This is a genomic window from Vulcanisaeta sp. JCM 16161 (assembly GCF_001316285.1).
Genome location: NZ_BBDO01000002.1, coordinates 125,633 through 142,395, shown reverse-complemented (window position 1 = coordinate 142,395; position 16,763 = coordinate 125,633). Strand labels below are relative to the sequence as shown.

Annotated in this window: 32 protein-coding genes and 3 pseudogenes; 15 read left to right on the top strand and 20 right to left on the bottom strand. The window is 45.3% G+C overall.

The genetic code is table 11. From position 1 onward, the window contains the following. Positions 1 to 7: 7 nt before the first annotated feature. Positions 8 to 187, top strand: coding sequence for a hypothetical protein (locus tag JCM16161_RS03205; RefSeq protein WP_054854974.1), 180 nt, complete (start codon positions 8 to 10; stop codon positions 185 to 187). 33 nt (positions 188 to 220) lie between these two features. Here the strand turns inward: JCM16161_RS03205 and JCM16161_RS03200 are convergent, their stop codons facing one another. The 3 genes from JCM16161_RS03200 to JCM16161_RS03195 are packed head-to-tail and all read right to left on the bottom strand — an operon-like array spanning position 221 to position 2,851. Further along, positions 221 to 1,729: a hypothetical protein gene (locus JCM16161_RS03200; RefSeq protein WP_243668954.1), complete on the bottom strand. Its 1,509-nt coding sequence runs from the start codon at positions 1,727 to 1,729 to the stop codon at positions 221 to 223. Further along, a complete protein-coding gene (locus JCM16161_RS14700) occupies positions 1,689 to 2,465 on the bottom strand; it encodes a hypothetical protein (RefSeq protein ID WP_243668952.1) in 777 nt (258 codons plus the stop codon). Before JCM16161_RS14700 ends, JCM16161_RS03200 begins: the two co-directional genes overlap by 41 nt. Positions 2,466 to 2,524: 59 nt before the next feature. Then, positions 2,525 to 2,851, bottom strand: coding sequence for a hypothetical protein (locus tag JCM16161_RS03195; RefSeq protein WP_243668950.1), 327 nt, complete (start codon positions 2,849 to 2,851; stop codon positions 2,525 to 2,527). Positions 2,852 to 2,903: 52 nt separating this feature from the next. Between JCM16161_RS03195 and JCM16161_RS03190 the strand changes: the two are divergent. The 5 genes and pseudogenes from JCM16161_RS03190 to JCM16161_RS14685 all read left to right on the top strand — a co-directional run bounded on the left by JCM16161_RS03190 (position 2,904) and on the right by JCM16161_RS14685 (position 6,087). Further along, positions 2,904 to 3,520 (top strand): annotated as a pseudogene (locus JCM16161_RS03190) (proteasome subunit beta). A gap of 347 nt (positions 3,521 to 3,867) precedes the next feature. Beyond that, positions 3,868 to 4,449, top strand: coding sequence for a THUMP domain-containing protein (locus JCM16161_RS14695; RefSeq protein WP_243668948.1), 582 nt, complete (start codon positions 3,868 to 3,870; stop codon positions 4,447 to 4,449). Further along, complete coding sequence (locus JCM16161_RS14690) at positions 4,431 to 5,318, top strand: hypothetical protein (protein ID WP_243668946.1); 888 nt, start codon at positions 4,431 to 4,433, stop codon at positions 5,316 to 5,318. Before JCM16161_RS14695 ends, JCM16161_RS14690 begins: the two co-directional genes overlap by 19 nt. Continuing rightward, positions 5,315 to 5,824: an endonuclease V gene (locus JCM16161_RS03180; protein ID WP_243668945.1), complete on the top strand. Its 510-nt coding sequence runs from the start codon at positions 5,315 to 5,317 to the stop codon at positions 5,822 to 5,824. The genes JCM16161_RS14690 and JCM16161_RS03180 overlap by 4 nt, the downstream gene beginning before the upstream one ends. Then, positions 5,743 to 6,087 carry an endonuclease V gene (locus JCM16161_RS14685; RefSeq protein WP_243668942.1) on the top strand — a complete coding sequence of 115 codons (345 nt, stop codon included), beginning with the start codon at positions 5,743 to 5,745 and terminating at the stop codon, positions 6,085 to 6,087. Before JCM16161_RS03180 ends, JCM16161_RS14685 begins: the two co-directional genes overlap by 82 nt. A gap of 11 nt (positions 6,088 to 6,098) precedes the next feature. On the opposite strand, the gene JCM16161_RS03175 is transcribed toward JCM16161_RS14685, so the two are convergent. The 10 genes from JCM16161_RS03175 to JCM16161_RS14645 all read right to left on the bottom strand — a co-directional run bounded on the left by JCM16161_RS03175 (position 6,099) and on the right by JCM16161_RS14645 (position 9,557). After that, positions 6,099 to 6,617 (bottom strand): hypothetical protein, encoded by a 519-nt coding sequence (locus JCM16161_RS03175; protein ID WP_054854972.1) that lies wholly within the window; start codon positions 6,615 to 6,617, stop codon positions 6,099 to 6,101. Positions 6,618 to 6,674: 57 nt separating this feature from the next. Further along, entirely contained in the window at positions 6,675 to 6,851 is a 177-nt protein-coding gene (locus JCM16161_RS14680; protein WP_243668939.1) for a hypothetical protein, read from the bottom strand. Positions 6,852 to 7,046: 195 nt separating this feature from the next. After that, on the bottom strand, positions 7,047 to 7,373 hold the full coding sequence (locus tag JCM16161_RS14675) for a hypothetical protein (protein WP_243668937.1): 327 nt from the start codon (positions 7,371 to 7,373) through the stop codon (positions 7,047 to 7,049). An 80-nt stretch (positions 7,374 to 7,453) separates the two neighbouring features. Next, positions 7,454 to 7,762, bottom strand: coding sequence for a hypothetical protein (locus JCM16161_RS14670; RefSeq protein ID WP_243668935.1), 309 nt, complete (start codon positions 7,760 to 7,762; stop codon positions 7,454 to 7,456). Next, positions 7,759 to 7,935 (bottom strand): hypothetical protein, encoded by a 177-nt coding sequence (locus tag JCM16161_RS14665; RefSeq protein WP_243668933.1) that lies wholly within the window; start codon positions 7,933 to 7,935, stop codon positions 7,759 to 7,761. Before JCM16161_RS14665 ends, JCM16161_RS14670 begins: the two co-directional genes overlap by 4 nt. After that, positions 7,932 to 8,351, bottom strand: a complete 420-nt coding sequence (locus tag JCM16161_RS14660) for a hypothetical protein (protein WP_243668931.1) — start codon at positions 8,349 to 8,351, stop codon at positions 7,932 to 7,934. Before JCM16161_RS14660 ends, JCM16161_RS14665 begins: the two co-directional genes overlap by 4 nt. After that, positions 8,348 to 8,629 carry a hypothetical protein gene (locus JCM16161_RS14655; protein ID WP_243668929.1) on the bottom strand — a complete coding sequence of 94 codons (282 nt, stop codon included), beginning with the start codon at positions 8,627 to 8,629 and terminating at the stop codon, positions 8,348 to 8,350. Before JCM16161_RS14655 ends, JCM16161_RS14660 begins: the two co-directional genes overlap by 4 nt. 87 nt (positions 8,630 to 8,716) lie before the next feature. Then, the gene (locus JCM16161_RS03160; RefSeq protein ID WP_054854971.1) at positions 8,717 to 9,070 is read right to left on the bottom strand and encodes a hypothetical protein; all 354 of its coding nucleotides are present in this window, start codon (positions 9,068 to 9,070) and stop codon (positions 8,717 to 8,719) included. Between the two features lie 65 nt (positions 9,071 to 9,135). Continuing rightward, positions 9,136 to 9,330 carry a hypothetical protein gene (locus JCM16161_RS14650; RefSeq protein ID WP_243668927.1) on the bottom strand — a complete coding sequence of 65 codons (195 nt, stop codon included), beginning with the start codon at positions 9,328 to 9,330 and terminating at the stop codon, positions 9,136 to 9,138. Then, complete coding sequence (locus JCM16161_RS14645; protein WP_243668925.1) at positions 9,327 to 9,557, bottom strand: hypothetical protein; 231 nt, start codon at positions 9,555 to 9,557, stop codon at positions 9,327 to 9,329. Before JCM16161_RS14645 ends, JCM16161_RS14650 begins: the two co-directional genes overlap by 4 nt. A gap of 108 nt (positions 9,558 to 9,665) precedes the next feature. On the opposite strand from JCM16161_RS14645, the gene JCM16161_RS03150 reads away from it, so the two are divergent. Genes JCM16161_RS03150 through JCM16161_RS14640 form a run of 3 tightly spaced genes read left to right on the top strand, consistent with a single transcriptional unit; the run spans position 9,666 to position 11,407 of the window. Continuing rightward, positions 9,666 to 10,514, top strand: coding sequence for an SPFH domain-containing protein (locus JCM16161_RS03150; RefSeq protein WP_054854970.1), 849 nt, complete (start codon positions 9,666 to 9,668; stop codon positions 10,512 to 10,514). A 57-nt stretch (positions 10,515 to 10,571) separates the two neighbouring features. Further along, positions 10,572 to 11,162, top strand: coding sequence for a hypothetical protein (locus JCM16161_RS03145; protein WP_243668923.1), 591 nt, complete (start codon positions 10,572 to 10,574; stop codon positions 11,160 to 11,162). After that, positions 11,141 to 11,407 (top strand): hypothetical protein, encoded by a 267-nt coding sequence (locus JCM16161_RS14640; protein WP_243668922.1) that lies wholly within the window; start codon positions 11,141 to 11,143, stop codon positions 11,405 to 11,407. The genes JCM16161_RS03145 and JCM16161_RS14640 overlap by 22 nt, the downstream gene beginning before the upstream one ends. Positions 11,408 to 11,438: 31 nt before the next feature. Here the strand turns inward: JCM16161_RS14640 and JCM16161_RS14635 are convergent, their stop codons facing one another. Both JCM16161_RS14635 and JCM16161_RS14630 read right to left on the bottom strand, forming a co-directional pair. Next, positions 11,439 to 11,648 (bottom strand): hypothetical protein, encoded by a 210-nt coding sequence (locus JCM16161_RS14635; protein ID WP_243668920.1) that lies wholly within the window; start codon positions 11,646 to 11,648, stop codon positions 11,439 to 11,441. Continuing rightward, positions 11,639 to 11,911, bottom strand: coding sequence for a PaREP1 family protein (locus JCM16161_RS14630; protein ID WP_243668918.1), 273 nt, complete (start codon positions 11,909 to 11,911; stop codon positions 11,639 to 11,641). Before JCM16161_RS14630 ends, JCM16161_RS14635 begins: the two co-directional genes overlap by 10 nt. A 258-nt stretch (positions 11,912 to 12,169) precedes the next feature. Between JCM16161_RS14630 and JCM16161_RS14625 the strand changes: the two genes are divergently transcribed. Then, entirely contained in the window at positions 12,170 to 12,334 is a 165-nt protein-coding gene (locus tag JCM16161_RS14625) for a hypothetical protein (protein WP_243668916.1), read from the top strand. Positions 12,335 to 12,527: 193 nt separating this feature from the next. On the opposite strand, the gene JCM16161_RS14620 is transcribed toward JCM16161_RS14625, so the two are convergent. Beyond that, the gene (locus JCM16161_RS14620) at positions 12,528 to 12,728 is read right to left on the bottom strand and encodes a hypothetical protein (RefSeq protein WP_243668914.1); all 201 of its coding nucleotides are present in this window, start codon (positions 12,726 to 12,728) and stop codon (positions 12,528 to 12,530) included. A gap of 226 nt (positions 12,729 to 12,954) precedes the next feature. Here JCM16161_RS14620 and JCM16161_RS03130 point away from each other — a divergent pair. From JCM16161_RS03130 to JCM16161_RS03110, 5 genes and pseudogenes are all read left to right on the top strand, one after another. Continuing rightward, positions 12,955 to 13,334: pseudogene (locus JCM16161_RS03130) on the top strand (PaREP1 family protein). A 44-nt stretch (positions 13,335 to 13,378) separates the two neighbouring features. Continuing rightward, positions 13,379 to 13,753 carry a cupin domain-containing protein gene (locus tag JCM16161_RS03125; protein ID WP_054855053.1) on the top strand — a complete coding sequence of 125 codons (375 nt, stop codon included), beginning with the start codon at positions 13,379 to 13,381 and terminating at the stop codon, positions 13,751 to 13,753. A gap of 138 nt (positions 13,754 to 13,891) precedes the next feature. Further along, complete coding sequence (locus tag JCM16161_RS03120; RefSeq protein ID WP_243668912.1) at positions 13,892 to 14,419, top strand: hypothetical protein; 528 nt, start codon at positions 13,892 to 13,894, stop codon at positions 14,417 to 14,419. 141 nt (positions 14,420 to 14,560) lie between these two features. Then, positions 14,561 to 14,905 carry a hypothetical protein gene (locus JCM16161_RS03115; protein ID WP_243668910.1) on the top strand — a complete coding sequence of 115 codons (345 nt, stop codon included), beginning with the start codon at positions 14,561 to 14,563 and terminating at the stop codon, positions 14,903 to 14,905. Positions 14,906 to 14,976: 71 nt separating this feature from the next. Next, positions 14,977 to 15,222 carry a hypothetical protein gene (locus JCM16161_RS03110; protein ID WP_054854967.1) on the top strand — a complete coding sequence of 82 codons (246 nt, stop codon included), beginning with the start codon at positions 14,977 to 14,979 and terminating at the stop codon, positions 15,220 to 15,222. Here the strand turns inward: JCM16161_RS03110 and JCM16161_RS03105 are convergent. The 4 genes and pseudogenes from JCM16161_RS03105 to JCM16161_RS14615 all read right to left on the bottom strand — a co-directional run. Beyond that, the gene (locus JCM16161_RS03105) at positions 15,219 to 15,575 is read right to left on the bottom strand and encodes a nucleotidyltransferase domain-containing protein (protein ID WP_054854966.1); all 357 of its coding nucleotides are present in this window, start codon (positions 15,573 to 15,575) and stop codon (positions 15,219 to 15,221) included. The genes JCM16161_RS03110 and JCM16161_RS03105 overlap by 4 nt on opposite strands. Then, a complete protein-coding gene (locus tag JCM16161_RS03100) occupies positions 15,568 to 15,936 on the bottom strand; it encodes a HEPN domain-containing protein (protein ID WP_054854965.1) in 369 nt (122 codons plus the stop codon). The genes JCM16161_RS03105 and JCM16161_RS03100 overlap by 8 nt, the downstream gene beginning before the upstream one ends. Positions 15,937 to 15,960: 24 nt before the next feature. After that, positions 15,961 to 16,374 carry a nucleotidyltransferase domain-containing protein gene (locus JCM16161_RS03095; protein WP_054854964.1) on the bottom strand — a complete coding sequence of 138 codons (414 nt, stop codon included), beginning with the start codon at positions 16,372 to 16,374 and terminating at the stop codon, positions 15,961 to 15,963. Positions 16,375 to 16,491: 117 nt separating this feature from the next. Further along, positions 16,492 to 16,725, bottom strand: a pseudogene (locus tag JCM16161_RS14615) (HEPN domain-containing protein); the annotation flags it as partial. Positions 16,726 to 16,763: the final 38 nt, after the last annotated feature.

Sequence of the window (16,763 nt, the reverse complement as noted above, 5' to 3'; positions counted from 1 at the left end):
TGGGGTTATGGTGATGGTTTACTTTTGCTGGCCTGGGATTTGGGAGCTTATTGAGAGGTATGATTATTATTACGACCCTAAGACCCAGAGGGTTTGTAGGTTCAATAGGTTTGGTGGGAAGGGCCGCGAATTCCTTAGGCACTATAGGGCCTTAATGAGGCTGCTTGGCGGGTTTAATGGTGAGTAATGGGCTTACATGATTGCGAGATTATTGCCGTGATTAGGCTATTATGAATAGTATGCCGAAGACCCTGAGGACCTCTGGTTCGTAGAGCTGCGGCGCTATGTTTGTGAAGCCCAGGGCCCAGACTATGTAGAATAGTAGCATTAGGGTGAGTCCAAGGATTAATAGGATCCTCCTTATCCTCATCCTAGGTCCTAGTTTAGGCATTAGTGGTAGTGCTACGGCTATTGGTAGTGCCATTAGGCTTATTAGTAGTGATTTGCCGGGTTTCTCAAGTGCTTTGATGATGACCGGCGTTGGGCAGTGTGTTGGTTCTAGGGGCTTTATTAATATTGGGCCTACGGTGATGTTCGTGGGTAGTACCGGCTCATTCGTGGTTATCACCAGGCTTATTGATGAGTTGGTCCAATGGGTTACTGTAACCACATCCCTTAATTCATAGGTACCACCACTGGTTATGTTCATCGTGGTTACCTGACCCACGGCACTTAATGATATCTTCAGCCACGTGAACCTCACTGGCACGGTCTTCGTCACGGTGTAGATTATTGAGTATGTGGGTACGTCACTTGGGTAATTGAATGTGGAGTTACCACTGATGATGCTCATTCCGGTACCGCTCGCTACGTAGAGGATTAATGGCTGGTCCGTTGTCACGCTGAGTTCGTAGGTCCTGGGCGTGACGTTGATATTCACGTTGAAGGTTATTGGGTATGGCTTCATGCCCTGCATAATGGACGGTGCGGTGGCACTAGCCCTAGCGATTACCTGCCCATTCCTGAGTATTGCCAGTGATAATGTTGCGGATTGCTCCGCATACGATACTCCATAAATAGTAACCTTACTAATACTCCCTGTGAAATTAAACCTTAAATCAAAGGTCACCACAGAACCTGCGTCTATCGGTAGTATCGTTTCTGTTAATGGTGTTGACATTACCTGCGGTATTAAAGTATTCATATAGGGTGTTGCGGGTACCACCTTTATAGTTGTGGTGACCACATATACGCCTGGAGGTATTGTTAATTCACCGGTACCAACAATGATCGCACTTTGATATAGGCCGCTTGGAATTGTTAGTTGCGAGTTATCAGCATAGCTCGTGGCGTTAGTGATTAGTTGACTTATGGTTTTCTCGAAGTCATTTATCACGGTAAGTCCTGTGTAATTCATAAGCACGAGTTGGTAATCGCCACATATCGCGTATGTACCATTTATAGCCGTGACGGGCATTACGTAGCCCATGACCCGTTTTCCTGGATTCATAATCACCAGGGAGTACGTTGGAATTACGGTGCTCTCCGCATAACCTCTCGGCGCTAAGGATGTAAGGCTGTAAATATTGACGAGGTCCTTGGTTAATGATCCCCAGTTAATGCCCACCTGCCCGATTCCCTGATACGGAGGCCACATTGGCGATATTGGTGATGTTAATGCCGTTATTATTATCGCCACGGCAAGTGTTAATACGGCCAATCTACCCTCACGTAACTCGCTGAGAACCTCAACAAGCGTTATTATGAGGATTGCGGGGACAACGGTCATGAAACCAACGCCTCCGAGTACAGTAGTTACTAGCTGGTATGGCTGTGCCCAGAGTGGCTAGTTGTATGAAGGAGGTTGTTGATAATAGGTAGATAATTTGGTTAAGTACTCCCTGTGTTGTTATTTCATGGATTATTGAGTACGCACCGGCTATCCAGTAGTAGGTGAAGGCCGCCAGGCCTATTGTCATTACGTACTGGCTCGGCTCATTGAACCTCCTCCTAATAAACCAGTGGGTTATTGGGACCAATACGTTGAGTAGGTTGGTTGCTGGGCTTAGGAATGCCATTAATGCCGAGAGGGCGGCACTAACAGGCCTATTATCCCTATCGATGTGGTAATACATGGCTATGGCTAATGCCGTTGATAATGCTTGTGGGAGCCAGGGATTGGTCATTAAATTAATGAGTGAGGCATTAATTATCGATGTTAGGACTAGGAGGGAGGTGAAGCCAATTTCCAAATCCCTGGCCCTACTGAGTCTATATGTGTAGATTGCGATTAGTGAGTTTGTGATTATTATGAGGAGTGCTATGAAGATTGGTAGGTAACCGCTCATTACCAATGGGCCAAGTAATAGGCTTTGACCGAGGTCATTAACGTCAATACTTGATAAGCCCATGGACTTCAAGATCAATTCCCCAAGTCCGTAGTAATAACCACTCCCATTAAATAATTGCAACCAGACGTACACCACCTCAATCATGCTTACTATGTACGTCACAGCTCCAATCAATGGTTTAATTATTAATTCGCGTTTCATGAATAATTAATGAAGGTAATAACGATAACTCTTTAATGCTTTACCTCAATGGAGTGTAGGCAGTGCCTAATACCAATTATTAAGTATATTAATTCATTAATAACTTCGCCAAGGGACTTGCCACTACTCATTATTGTGATTGGCATTTCAATCCTTAATTCATCACCAACGGCTTTAATCATTAATTGATTAAGCACTGGATCACCCCTCACGTAGCTCATTAATACATCCATTATCTTGCTGAGTTCATTAACCCTTACTATGCATGGCACGTAATTAATACCATTAATCACGTACTTGCCATAGTCCATATCACATTCAACATGGATATCACCCTCATCCCTAATGAGTGTGCTCACACTAGGTGCTGCTGGGTATAACTTTTTAAAGGGAATGCCCATTAATTGCTTGATGTCATCAATTGAGGAATTAATAACTGGTACGGCGGTTGGGATTAAGGCTAGCGATGGTGTCGTGCTCGCCGCCGAGAAGAGGGTTGCCTATGGATTCACCATGTTTAGCAGGTCGGGTAAGAAGGTGTTTAAGGTTAATGATAACATTGGCATTGCCTCAATAGGTATACTAGCCGACATGCAGGTACTCACTAAGATTGCGAAGGCCTACATGTCGCTTTACGCCCTTGACACAAAGACTAGGCCGAGCATTAGGTCTGCGGCGAAGCTGCTATCATACGTTTTATTCTCCAATAGGGTTCTTCCATACTTCGTGGAGGTGCTGGTCGGCGGCGTTGATGATGAGGGGCCGCACCTCTTCATAATGGACTCGCTCGGCTCATTAATTGAGGATGACTACGCGGCGGTGGGTACAGGCACTAAGTTGGCCATTGCAATACTCGAGAGCAACTACAGGCTGGAATGACTGTTAAGGAGGCCAGGGAATTGGCCATTAAGGCAATAAACCAGAGCATATCTAGGGACCCAGTCTCTGGGGATGGCATTGACATACTAACAATAACCAGCAATAACTCAATAGAGGAAACAATACCGCTGCAGCCACTGCGATTATGACAATGTGCCCCGCCTTGGAGGAGCACGGCTCATCGGTGGGTCAACCCCAGCTCAGTCGGCCCACGCCAGCGGGGCTATTTTAGTAGTAATAAAAGGGATGCTTTAACCCTTTTACCATAAAGACTTAAGAACTGCCCTACATATGTTTCCACGGGTGATGTGCCTCCACGGGACTGAGGACCTGATGAAATTGGTCTTTACTGACTTAACTACTCTTCAATAATTTGTGCTATTAATGATTGGTAATGTAAATGGGCATTGAGCGAAACAGCGTTAATGGTGCTTGTCGTCACCCACCTGAGGTAGATTTTTATTCATGGGTATTTGCCATTGCTTGTAATTGCTGTATGGCCTTGATATTGGTTAGGTATGGTGAGGTTGCGATTAAGGGAGTAGGTACGAGGTCTAGGATGGAGAGATTGCTCATGCATAATATACTTAGTGGTTTGAGGGGCATTGGCATTAGTGCTAGAGTTACAAGGTCCCAGGGTAGGCTGTTTGTTGAGGTCCCTGATGATAGGGTTAAGGAGAGTGTTGAGTTGATTAGTCGGGTTTTTGGTGTTAAGTCCTTATCGCCTGTTAGGGTCTACGTGTTTAAGGAGTTGAATGATATAGTCAATGCCGCGGTTAAGGAATGGAGTGACTTAATTAGGGGTAGGAGGTTCGCGGTTAGGGTTCACAGGGTTGGTTCGCATAACTTCACCTCAATTGACGTGGCCAAGGCCGTCGGTGCCGCGCTTAAGCCATTTAGTGCGGGTGTTGATCTTGAGAGGCCCGATATTGAGTTATTCATTGAGATTAGGGGCGATAAGGCATACCTATTTACCGAGGTTATTAATGGGCCCGGTGGGCTACCACTCGGTTCTGAGGGCAGGTTATTAGCCTTATATCCGGCGGCTTTGACTCACCTGTGGCTGCCTGGTTCATGATGAGGAGGGGCTCCTACGTGGATGCCTTATTCTGCTCGCTGGCCTATCCAATCGATGTTATTAACTTCCTCAGGGTTTCACACGCCCTATTCAGTAGGTGGTCCATTGGTTATGACCCAAGGCTCTTCATAATTGATTGCTCACCATTAATTAATGAGTTTAGGACTAGGGTCAACCCACACATGTGGAGCGTATTATTCAAGAGGGTTCTCTATGAGGTCGCGTCGAGGATTGCAAAGACAATGGGTGCGTTGGGGCTTGTGACGGGTGAGTCGCTTGGTCAGGTTTCGTCACAAACCCTGCATAACCTAATGGCTATTGAGCACGGCATTGACATGCCCATCTATAGGCCGTTAATCGGCCTTGACAAGGACGACATAGTGGATTATGCGAGGAGGATAGGGACTTATGAGGAGTCCATGAGGACTGAGGAATTCTGCGCAATATTCTCTGAGAAGCCCAGGACTAGGGTTACCATAGAGGAATTGAACAATGAATTCAATAAGCTCGATCAAGGCCTTATTAATAACTTACTGAGTAGTGTCGTGACGCTAAGGGCGAGCGCGGCTAGTAAGGTAATTGATGAGTTAATGCTTGGAACAAGCAATGTGGAGATCGACCACGTACCTGAGGATGCCGTTGTAATTGACCTAAGGAGTAGGGATGAATATGAGACGTGGCATTACCCAGGCGCTATAAACGTTGATATCAATAAGTTAGTGAGCACGGTTGAGTCCATGGGTAGGGATAGGGTCTACGTACTATACTGCAGCAGGGGCCTTAGCAGTAGATGGGGCGCGCTCGAGCTTAGGAGACTAGGCTTCAAGGCATTCTCCATAGACATTAGTAGGCTGAGGAGATCGTCATGAGGGTGTCTAGGGGGCCTAGCGAGGGTTACGTGAGGTCCAGGGTGCCCAAGGGGTTTCACCTGGAGGTTGCCAGGAAGGTCCAGACTGCATTGGCGAGCAAGGTTATTGAGAAGGACTTAGTAAATATTAACAACGTTGACTTAATAGCGGGCGTTGATGTAGCGTATATTAACCATGGTGATGTGGAAATAGGAATTTCAGTGGCTAGTACGTATTCCCTGAGTAGGTCATCAATAATCGAGTGGAGTTGCTGGGTTGGCCCAGTGACCTTCCCCTACGTACCAACACTACTCTCCTTCAGGGAATTAAAGCCCGTGGTAAATGCATACCTAAGGTTAAGGTCTAGGCCCCAGGTCGTCCTAATTGATGGGCATGGTAGGGCGCACCCGTATAGGCTCGGTATTGCCAGCACTTCGGGGTGTGTATGCGGGTGCCAACAATTGGTGTTGCTAAGTCGTTACTTTACGGTAAGGTGGACAGGGTCGAGGGCCCGGTGCTTGATGTAAATGCCAATGAGGTTATTGGGTGGGCGATACAATGTGCGCCGAGTAGGCCGACCTACGTCAGTGTTGGTTATGGAATCTCACTAATGAGTGCTGTCAATCTCGTTAAGAGGTTATGCGTTGGTTCCCAAATGCCAATACCAATACTTCACTCACACAATACAGCTAATAGCCTTAAGAGGAGGATTGCCAGGAAATTAACGGATGGAGTACCCATTATTGAATTAGATAGTGAGTGTAAGTCCTCCATGGGCGATTACCTTTAATGATGCCGAACTCACCACTTCTCGCCAAGCTTCTCCGGTATTAGTAATTTCTGTCTCTCAATTACGTATGTCCTGGCATCCCTAATCATTGAGTCAATAACCTGCGGGTTAGCCCTGGCCTTAGCCGAGTCAAGTATCGCCCTAGCCGTATCAACGAGCTTCAAGTCATACTCAACCAATTTCTCCAGGTTCTCTGGAAACACCTTAAACCTGTCATGCATACCGGCATCGCCGGTTGGCGAGCCCCAAACCTCAGCTATTAAACTCCTTAGGTCACTGAGTACCACCTCGTACTGCTGTATTAATGGGTCAAATGGATTATTACGGGCAATCTCCTCCTCAGCTCTTTGGATGAAGCCAAGGGCCTCCTCGAGCATGGAGGCCACAGCCTTCTTAACTAGGAAGTCATCCTGCCTAATCAAGTCCTTAACCTTATAACCCCTAAACCCAGGCACCATTAGTTGTAGTCGCTCTAATGGGCTTAGTGGAGACCCCGAAATTGGCGGTTTCGTCTCACTACCTGAGGACATTAATTAACTACTTAATGCTCAATTTTATAAACTTAGCTAAATAATTGCAGTGAAAAATCAACACTCAACCCCAATAACATCCTTACAGGAACTGAGCAATTCCCTGTAAAGGTACGTGAGTATTCTAGCCGCCTTAATCTTCGTATCGAGCGCCTCAAGCAATTCGTAATAAGCCTTCCTGAGTACCTCCTTAACATCCTCAGGCCTCGTTTTAACTGATAATTTAAAGCTCACGGTATGGCACACCATCTTAACAATAGGTTCCTCAACGCATCCCGTTAACCTAATAATTACCTTACCATCATCAACCTAAACTCAGGGACCAGGTTTAGGCTTGACAGGACCCAATTACCGTCAATTGGTGTCACGCCGGACATACAGCATTAGGGTTAATTATTACTTTTTAAAATAATGCATTTTCGAAGGGGTTCACGACTTAATTGGTGGTGTTTCGTATGGTTTTGGTAGTCCTGAGTATATGCCCCATACGTAGAAGGCTATGGCGAGTATGGTGACTGTCACCATGTCCCATGGGAACTTAAGAATGGGCATTGGGCCACCCGCAGTCTGTCCAATGTAGGTCATCAAAACCATAACGAGCATGTAAACAATATACCAAATGGAGTTCTTAAGCCCAGCCTTAACCCTGTATATAACGCCGAATATTATTGAGAGCACGAATACGAGTAATACGCCATATGGCGTTGCAGGCCAACCACTCCAATAAACAATCCACGTGGCGAATATGAAGGCCAACGCACCAATTATTGCCGGTGCAGGAACCCTATAAATACCGCTTAACCCCTGCCTCCTGGAAACAACGAGAGAAACGGGTATTACTGAGAAGCCAGGTAACCAGCAACTACGGCCTCCTCAATTATCGTGTACACCGTCGGTATTGGTGAGAGTAGGGCAAGCACAAGGCCCGCCAGGCCGAATATTATTAATGCCCAGTAGGGTATTGCGTACCTCTCGTGGATCTCACCAACCCTCGCACCAACGTACTTGGACCTATACATTGAGAATAATACCCTGGAGCCAGCGCCAAGGTATATATAGCCGACCACGAAGGGCCCTAATATACCGACTATTGTAGCTATTACCAATAAGTACGTAAGACCGTACTTACCTGCAATGAACATCACTGGGTTGTAGCTGAGGTGATCATCGTTAGGTCAGCCCAATCACCAGGCTTAACACCAAAAACACTCCAATTAAGTGAGGCTACGTAGGCTACGGCAAACAACACATAAACTAATGTCTGCCCAATGACGACAAGCAGCACAGCAAGCGGCAGGTCCCTCTGTGGGTTCTTCATTTCCTCGGCATAGTCAGGTATGACCTTGTGCCACCGAAGGCAAACATGGCGAGTGGTATTGATGAGAACATGGCTGCAGCGCCATAGGGCATGAAGCCTCCAGGCAAGCCAGCGAAGTTCTGCGGCATGAAGACTGCAATCATTAAACCAACAGGTATTATCAGGTAAAGAATTAGCTTGAATATACCGATACTGGTTGTCGTGATTCCAAAGGCTTTAACGCCATAGTAATTAAATGGCACCATCAATAGTATTAGTGCTGCGGCTACGCCAGCCCCGAGCCACGTGGGTATGCCTGTTGGTGTGAGTAGGTTATGCGTGAAGTAGTTTATTCCGTAAACCACGGCAATGGCTTCAGCAGGTGGTATGAATAGATACCAAACCATTGAAGCCCAGGCGTTGAGCAGGTTAGTCACAGGGCCATGAGTGTAATAAGCATAACGAGCAGGGCCGCCAGCCTCAGGTACAGCGTACCCATCTCCATGTACATGAGGCTTATGAAGAAGTAAAATATGCCGCCCAATATCCAACCGAGTATGACTGCTGGCCCGCTCATAACCATCATTTGAGGGGCAGAGAACAGTATGCCAGTACCAACTGCACCCACGAGCCCTATTATTGTTAACTCAAACAGGCTTAGCTCCTTACGTAAACTAACCCCCTGCCTATTCTGTTCACTCTCAGAACCTGGCATATTTGCCAAGCAATATTCTGTCTTTTAAATTTTATCATTTACTTCGATTTAAGTAATCCTAAGAGTAAAACTTTTATCATAACATCATTAACCATGTAGTAATTCCTTAATTCTATTAGAAATCAAACGCCTAATCTTGACAGGGCTTAAATCTCTTCCTTCGATTATTTTCCTACCGTTAATTATTAATGCAGGTAAGTCAAATATTTCGTATTCCCTTAATTCATTGATTATTAGCATAAATTCAGCAGGGCCCTCACCACCAAGTAGCATTCCACGGATTATGTCAACGTAGTCTCTACTGATTTTTACCGATACAAACCTAATAATATTATCATTAAGTCTTAATTCCCTCATGATATCCTTAATGGCCTCCTTTATTGTCTCCAGGTACTTATCGTCCCTGCCCTCAATTACGTAGAGCTTGATGTTTATGATCATTCAATCACTAATTAACAATCAATTACTAATAAACCCTACTCTTCATTGAAAAATAATTAACCACTTTACTTAAATCTAACGGCTAAGTAACCGCCTATAGCCCCTGCGAGTATATTCACGGCAATGAAGATACCAATCTTAGTCCTACTCCAGAGTGGGCCTGGGTATATGTCGAATAATAAGCCTAGTATCGCCACGGCAATTATGACGTAGACAACAGTCCTCTGGGCAGGCCTAAAGTATATGTTATAACTCGTCATTTCCTCAGACCTATACGGCCTTGCAAATAGAATGAGCAGCCATAAAGGGCTAAAATCAATATAAGTGATAGCCAGTAACCCCTGACCAATGCCCATATTGGGCTTAAAACGAGTGGTGTTGGGTAAAATATGTTGGCGAGCGCCTCGAGCATTAGCGTGACCACTGACACGAAAAATGCATAGCCAACACCAGCCACTGCGTTGTATCTAACCTCCCTTGTTGACATTAATTTTCAATTTAACAATAAACTTTATAAACCAAACTAACAATTTAATGATGATATGTCGATAAGGCTCAGGTAATATCCACAATAGATGAGAAGGGAGTTGACCAAATGGGCCCAGACGACTTAATAGTGAAGTATCACTCGGTCGATGTCAGGACTAGGTCAAGGCTCATTGTTTACTCGAACCAGAAGGCCGTGGTTAGGATACAGGGGCAGGTACAGGGGGTGTTCGATCCAGGAGCACACGATCTTCAGACGCCGGCTAACCCAATATCGCAGTTCTTCGCTAAGTTTCAATATGCGGGTAATGTGCCTTGGGAGGTTGAGGTGCTCTTCGTGAGCACCGCTAGGCATGAGGCAAGGAGTGAGGGTATTACCCAGACGAAGGAGTTAGTCCCAATGAGATATCAAGTGGCGTATTACTTCATGATCACAGACCCCGTGAAGTTCATAAATGCCGTGCAATTCAGCAGTTTTAAGTACACGGTTGAGGACTTCGGGAACTATGTATCACCAATCGTAGACCAGGCGGTTAGTCAGGTACTTAATCTGGTCTCCCTAAATGAGGTCTACGCAAACCTGCATAAGGTCACTGATGCCGTAACGGCGAGCCTAAGGTCATTCCTTGACGAAGTTGGTGTTCACCTAATCACGTGTAGGATTGTTAGGTTGGAGCCTGAGGATGAAACGATGAGGAGGGCCGTGCAGTTCATGGCCCTTGGCCTAGACGTTAACACCGCGATTAGGGCTAGGCTCGCGGAGATCATGGCCCAAAGAAGCGATCCTGCAGCCACTAACATGATGCTTGGAGTGCCCTATTACCCAATATACATACTGCCCACGGCTGGGATGCCCAGTGGATTACCGCAGTTGGTTGTACCGCCAACGCAGCAGCGCCAGCAGTCACAGCAGGGCGGTTCAGGTCAATCCAGTGATTTTGAGATTAGTGGGGGCTAATGATTCATTATGAGCCACAATATCTTAAAAAGTTATGGAGCATATAACAATCATGAGTTGGTACTTGAGGAGGTTAGGATCAATAACCTGCCATGCTTCATAAACCTATCAACCCTTAGCCAGGGAAGGATTCCCGAGATACTCATTGAACTAAGCACTGGCTGTCATCACTATAACGCAATGATTAGGGTGACCAGGAAATTCATGAATTTATTTGGCGTAGACACTGCTAGGGTAGTGGCGGTTAGGCTGGCCAGGGCGTTGGGCATTGAGGATTACGAGGCTATTGAGCGTGGAGACATTGAATTAAGGATAAGGAGGAAGCCAAGCCATTACCCAGAGTGGGTTAGTCAGAATATGGATTCCGTAATTAACGCATTTAATGAAGTATTAACATCACTCGGTATAACTACCCAGCCAGCGGTTACACAGACAGTAACTGCCCAGTCACAGCAGGAGATACCGCAGGCGCCACAGGAAATGCAAATACGGGCAAGCCCCCAATCAGCCCCTACAAAGTTATTAGCTGCCAATGTGGTTAGGAGTTACGGCAATATTAACGGTGAAAGCCTAGTACTAAGAGCATTGAGTGGTAATACCCACATTGAATTATGCCTTGAAAAAAAATGGGCAATTGTAAGCCCCTAATCACAGTAAAGGCAAACCCACTTGAGATAACCGTGCATGAAAATGCCGTGAAGGCCTTTGGTGAGAATAGGGCAATTGAATACGCCACATGGCTTGCCAACGCCCTCTACGTTAGTAACTATGAAATAAATGAGTCGGGTAATGAGGTTGTGCTCAGGTCAAGGGAGGACGTGGATAATGTATTAAGTAACGACTTAATCAGGGTCATGGACATAATAGCCAATAAATACCTAGGCAGGGAATAATTCAGGGCAGGTTAAATTAAAGGATTTAATGTTATTCCTTACTCCGTGAAATCACCTCCTTAATTCTAACTATGAATTTCATGATTACCTGCCTAGCAACATCATCGCTCGGTATTTTACTAATAATTCCAGTTGGGTCAGGCCCATTGTATTGATACTCATGTATGATGAGGGCGAGCGACGTCAATTCCATAGCCTCCACGACCTTGCTGGACAGTTTATTAGCAACCTCTATGAGCATGTTAGTGGGCATGACTGCGAGGATCCAGTCGTTTCTAGAACCTTGATATCACGACCAACCCTCTTATAACCGGTGAAATTGAACAAATCCCTATTTTTAATGGCTAAATACGACAGGTACGCCTTCCATGCCTGGAACGCCTTACCTGCCGCATTCCTAAGTAATCCATCATTTAGGAATTTCTCTGCAAGCTCAAGCTCCGCCTCCGCCTCCTTGATCCTAGCTCTACCTATCTCGTCTAGGTTTAACTTAATTTCTATCATTCATTTACTTTACCTAAAAATTCAGTAAGGTCTTAAAAGTGCTTCGGCCTTTAGGAATTATTATTCCTTTGTAAGGAAATCCCTGAAGTAATTTTTATCTCTGTCCAGGTATTGTAAGTATTAATGAAACCGAGTGTTAAAAGACTTCAATAGGAGATTGGGTTGATAACCAGGGCGATGAATCGCCTTCACAATTTAATGATTAGATAGTTAATGCCTAGGTAGGCTAGGAAGAGGGGTATTAGCACTAGGTCTGTTATGTCAATTCCAACCGCCTCAATGGCCCACAGGGTTCCTAGGCTAAAGAGTAGGGCTGAGAGTACATACTTCAGGTGCGGCAGCCTAATCCTGGCTATTTGGTCCTTAATTATTGTCGTGAGAATAACGACGAGGGCCGCAGCAGATAAAGTGCCTATGAGTTGATGAGTAGCTCCTTGGTATTAATGCGATGAGCACCAGGGCGGCCTCAAAGGCTCTATGGCGGATACCGTAAATACCACGGCTAAATCCCCACGCTCCTCTTCACCACCCTTGCCCTTCCCGCTCCTCTTGAATGATCTACGCGCGCTCCTCAGTAGTCTATACCCGAAGTAGAACAGGATTATTGCTGAGGCGGCTAGTACGTAGTCGAGGGTAGGTAAATGATGTACTTACCAACGGTGAATGTGGGTACCAGCACCAGGAGTACGCCGGCTATCGCGTAGAGTACTGGCTTAAAGCCCCTGTAAATTCCCTGGTAAATAGCCGTGACTGCGCCGGCCTCTGAGAGCTCGAGTAGGCTTATACCGAATGCCGCAAAGAATATCCCGAAGTCCACGGAACACCGCACTCACGCCAGTTTTAAGTATTTCTCATGTACTTATGATGGATGCGAAGTTATATAATTTGCCTAAACACGGTATAAATGAATGACCGAGGAAGTAGTAATACCAAGCATAATCATTGAGGAGTTAAGGAAGAGGGGGCTTAACCCTGAAGACACAGTACTTAATGCATTAATGAGGGTAATTAATCTAGATCCGAATGCGATAATTGAGGCGAGGATGGAACTCGCAAATAAATACTTAATTGAAGGCAAGGAATTAATTGATAAGGACCCAGTACAGGCAAGCGAGAAGCTTTACAAGGCTGCCGAGGAAAGTGTTAAGGCCCTAGCTCAATATTACGATTTAAAGGATATACTAAGTAGAGTAAGCGAGAGGGTAGATGGACCGTGACTGAACTTGAGAAGGTTGTTGAAGCAATAAGTAAAAAGCTCGGTGATTGGTTTATGCAATCATGGGACGTGGCAAATTATCTACATGTATGGGGCTTTCACGAGGCGAAGTTAGACCCTGAGGCCGTGAGGACGAGGTTTCCTTATGTTGAAAGGATAGTTAATGAGGCCAATAAAATTATAGGGGTAAAACCCAAACAAACATGATTAATTGGGAAACACGTATAAGGCATAGTGCAGATGGCATTATTATGCCAAGTTACAAGGTTGTTGATGACATAACGAGGGTACGCGAGGAGCCACTGAGTATTAGGGGTGCCGTGGGCGTATATACACAGTGGCTTGTGAGTAGGGACGACGGCTCTAAATACGCCGTGAGAAGGCAGGTGGTTAAGCCTGGCGGTAAGGCGCCACTGCATAGGCATGCCTATGCTGAGACCTTCATAGTGCTGAGGGGCGTTGGTAGGATGACCGTGGATAACGAAACCATTGACGTAAAACCGGGCATGTGCATATTCGTAAAACCAAACACACCGCACTCAATAATTAATGTTGGTAATGAGGATTTGGAGCTAATAACGGTGATATCCTACGAGGAGGACATGAGCATAGATGTTCTTGAGTAATTAACATCGAGCTTAAGTTTAGGGCTTGTTATTAGAAATTGAACAGATGCATTTAAATACCTATTTTACTTTCAATTTAATAATGAATGAGGCAGTACTTGAGCTCAGGCCGCTACGGCCAGAAGCGAGGTTGGGAAGATGATACTCGCAATGATTGTCACTGGTGCATTATGGTTTATGTTTGGTTATTTAGCACCACCGCAATATCGCATACCACTATGGGAGTTCGCATTAATTCAATTATTCTTTGCCTTACTCATAGTACTTGAAGTTCGGCAGTTAATTAAAAGCGTTAGGGAAAGAGGAAAATACATCAAGGACTTCATACTCTATAAGGACTACGTCTGGTTCACAACGGTGAAGGGGGATGAGGTCACAATACCCATTGAGGAGTTCAATCCCTGCGTAACTGACTATGCGCCGCCATTAAGTTCATATCCATATCGAGTTAATGTAAACCCAAACTCGGTACGCGTTGGTCAGCCTTGGAACTATCAATACTATCCAGGCAGGGTGTGGTTAAAGATAAGCCACGATGATGAGGACTACATACTTCATATTGACACAGAACAGTGTAGAAGGCTTAATACTGTGCTGAGCACCGATTACAATAAGCCAAGATTGACTGGTGTGGTGGGAGGGTCGTCAAGGACATGGGTAAGTTAGGCAAGATTGAGAGACCCAGTTTAGCCTGCTAGGGCGGTTACCATAGGTATTATTGTTTCTGGTCCCTATGGCGGTGCTAAGCCAGGCACACTGGTTAAGCTTAGCCTTGCTCTAATCCTCATTGGGCTTGTTGCAATGTTAATGTCGGTGGAGGCTCATGACTGGATTTACTTCTACGGTTCTCTTTGGCTTCTTGTCATGCCTGGTGTTGGAACCCTTATCTATGCCTATAGGGGCTATAGAAGTGCTGAGAGAAGGAGGGAGTATGTTGAATTGCATAATGCAATTTGGGGATTTAACAACGCATTGGTCACCCCTAGCAAGAGTTTTAGGTCTGGTGAGGCCATTTACACAATAATCATGGCAATAATCACATTCGTAATACTGGGGGCGATTGCCACCGACATCATGCATGGTAGGTTCATGCTCAGCGATATCGTTATCCTCTTAATCCTAATCGGCTTATACATGCATATTACCTCATAATTAGGAGAACTAGGAGAACGCTCCAGGCTAGGAGGAATGAAATTAGGGATATCCTATTATATAGTGATTACATGCATATCACAACTGCAACTAACGAATCACTGGACATACCACTCAGCGAAGCCATAATCTGCATTGCTGAGTTAAATATTCCCGACATGATAAATGGCATGACGAGTTACGACGTATTCAAGATTAAATATAATGATAGGGTGTTGAAGCTCACACTACCCCATGGTGCCGGGAGCGAGTTCATTAACGTGCTTAAGGACAAGTTAGGGCTTGAGATCCACACGTGTAATTACCTGGGTATTTAAATGATCCTGTATATGTCGATGAATTTACTGTACCATTCATTATATGTCTTCCTACTAACCACGTGGAACTCAAGTACCATGAGCACGTCCTCACCAACCTCCCTAATAATGCTCATAACTAATTCCACGTATTTATGAGGGTCATCACCATAGACATCAGATATTATTAAAACATCGACATCGCTATCTGGCCTGAAGTCACCACGTACGTAACTACCAATGAGCATCAACTCAGCGTTAGGGTCAAGCCTAAGCACCAAGTCCCTAATCCTACCTAGGTAATGGTCAAGGTTGTTAAGGACTTTATCCCTAACCCTCTTAACGTCTATTAGTAGGTCTACGAGACTAGGCATTTAACCACCTCATTGAAATTCCCTGCACGTTAAGTGCCTTATCCGCATCATCTCTATTAAACCTTGGCGGCATATAACGACTCGCTATGTACGCGAATTCCAGTAATAGAATTATTTCCCTATTCCTACTGTAAAAATCCTCGAGATCGCACTTATTATTTAATATCTTTATTACCTCCATGAAAAGTTGAGTTGATTTATGGGTCTTTGGGTAATCACCAATGAGACTATATAGAAGTGACTTAAGTTTCAATTGCATGAATTGCCCCACATTGAACATTACCAAGTCGTAGTATCCCCGTTCATATGCAAATCTAGCCTGCTCCAGGAATTCCTCAGCCCTTGAACTTAGGAAGCTCATTACCCAGGTTACTCGGTCCAGGCTTTATTTAACTATACTCCTTGGGAACCAGCCATCCTTAGTCCTGGCTAGGTCCTTGTCCCTAATGTACTTAATCACCCTATCCTTAATGTCGTTAAACACTTTCGCATCACCGCAGAGTACCTTACCATCGGCCACGGCGTCAAGTATTATCATTGAATGCTCAAGTACGTAATCGAGCCTATCCAGTGGTAACCAAACAACCTGCCCAACATCCACGGTCTCGACCCTATACTCGCCGGACGAAACTACGGCCATTAAGTCCCAATCACTTAATGGGGTATTATCACCCCTCGCCCTAGAGCCGAACAAAATAACGACTAAGGACTCACGGCATAACTCATTAAGCACCTCCCTAAACCTAACCTCCCTCTGCCTAGTAATCTCATTAAGTGCCTCCAACCACCTGCTGTACATAATCCCACACCACGTCCATACACCTAACGGCCTCCTCCGCTCCCACCTCCTATAATCATTAATCCTAGCATCTGGATAACGTGCCTGGACATAATGCTGCTCAAGTAACTCGGCACACCTAGTAACGTCCTGCGGCGCATCCCTACCCAGGAGCTTCACTAGATATTGAAGTAGCTCAGACGTTGAGTGAGTGATTGGTCGAGAACCGCTGAACTTAATAAGCAACCCCTTAATTAGTAATTCAACGGATTGTTGAGCAAAGAATGCGGCTGAGTCGAACCTATTATTGGCTAAGTCTTCCCTCGCATAATCCCTAAATCTCCTTGCCTTATTAAGCCATGGCTCAGCCATTAAACTATGGGTAATACATTATGAGGACGCTATTAAGG

Bases quoted from the DNA above. Each gene is read 5' to 3' on its own strand.
- JCM16161_RS14630 (WP_243668918.1), bottom strand. From the start codon at position 11,911: ATGATAGAAATTAAGTTAAACCTAGACGAGATAGGTAGAGCTAGGATC.
- JCM16161_RS14625 (WP_243668916.1), top strand. From the start codon at position 12,170: ATGTCAATTCCAACCGCCTCAATGGCCCACAGGGTTCCTAGGCTAAAG.
- JCM16161_RS03125 (WP_054855053.1), top strand. From the start codon at position 13,379: ATGCCAAGTTACAAGGTTGTTGATGACATAACGAGGGTACGCGAGGAG.
- JCM16161_RS14685 (WP_243668942.1), top strand. From the start codon at position 5,743: ATGCGGGTGCCAACAATTGGTGTTGCTAAGTCGTTACTTTACGGTAAG.
- JCM16161_RS03120 (WP_243668912.1), top strand. From the start codon at position 13,892: ATGATACTCGCAATGATTGTCACTGGTGCATTATGGTTTATGTTTGGT.
- JCM16161_RS03105 (WP_054854966.1), bottom strand. From the start codon at position 15,575: ATGCCTAGTCTCGTAGACCTACTAATAGACGTTAAGAGGGTTAGGGAT.
- JCM16161_RS03115 (WP_243668910.1), top strand. From the start codon at position 14,561: ATGTCGGTGGAGGCTCATGACTGGATTTACTTCTACGGTTCTCTTTGG.
- JCM16161_RS03100 (WP_054854965.1), bottom strand. From the start codon at position 15,936: ATGAGCTTCCTAAGTTCAAGGGCTGAGGAATTCCTGGAGCAGGCTAGA.
- JCM16161_RS03205 (WP_054854974.1), top strand. From the start codon at position 8: ATGGTGATGGTTTACTTTTGCTGGCCTGGGATTTGGGAGCTTATTGAG.
- JCM16161_RS14645 (WP_243668925.1), bottom strand. From the start codon at position 9,557: ATGTCAACAAGGGAGGTTAGATACAACGCAGTGGCTGGTGTTGGCTAT.
- JCM16161_RS03180 (WP_243668945.1), top strand. From the start codon at position 5,315: ATGAGGGTGTCTAGGGGGCCTAGCGAGGGTTACGTGAGGTCCAGGGTG.
- JCM16161_RS14635 (WP_243668920.1), bottom strand. From the start codon at position 11,648: ATGCTCATAGAGGTTGCTAATAAACTGTCCAGCAAGGTCGTGGAGGCT.
- JCM16161_RS03200 (WP_243668954.1), bottom strand. From the start codon at position 1,729: ATGACCGTTGTCCCCGCAATCCTCATAATAACGCTTGTTGAGGTTCTC.
- JCM16161_RS03175 (WP_054854972.1), bottom strand. From the start codon at position 6,617: ATGTCCTCAGGTAGTGAGACGAAACCGCCAATTTCGGGGTCTCCACTA.
- JCM16161_RS14695 (WP_243668948.1), top strand. From the start codon at position 3,868: ATGGCCTTGATATTGGTTAGGTATGGTGAGGTTGCGATTAAGGGAGTA.
- JCM16161_RS14665 (WP_243668933.1), bottom strand. From the start codon at position 7,935: ATGAAGAACCCACAGAGGGACCTGCCGCTTGCTGTGCTGCTTGTCGTC.
- JCM16161_RS14655 (WP_243668929.1), bottom strand. From the start codon at position 8,629: ATGCCAGGTTCTGAGAGTGAACAGAATAGGCAGGGGGTTAGTTTACGT.
- JCM16161_RS14650 (WP_243668927.1), bottom strand. From the start codon at position 9,330: ATGACGAGTTATAACATATACTTTAGGCCTGCCCAGAGGACTGTTGTC.
- JCM16161_RS14640 (WP_243668922.1), top strand. From the start codon at position 11,141: ATGGGCAATTGTAAGCCCCTAATCACAGTAAAGGCAAACCCACTTGAG.
- JCM16161_RS03160 (WP_054854971.1), bottom strand. From the start codon at position 9,070: ATGATCATAAACATCAAGCTCTACGTAATTGAGGGCAGGGACGATAAG.
- JCM16161_RS03095 (WP_054854964.1), bottom strand. From the start codon at position 16,374: ATGTACAGCAGGTGGTTGGAGGCACTTAATGAGATTACTAGGCAGAGG.
- JCM16161_RS03110 (WP_054854967.1), top strand. From the start codon at position 14,977: ATGCATATCACAACTGCAACTAACGAATCACTGGACATACCACTCAGC.
- JCM16161_RS03150 (WP_054854970.1), top strand. From the start codon at position 9,666: ATGGGCCCAGACGACTTAATAGTGAAGTATCACTCGGTCGATGTCAGG.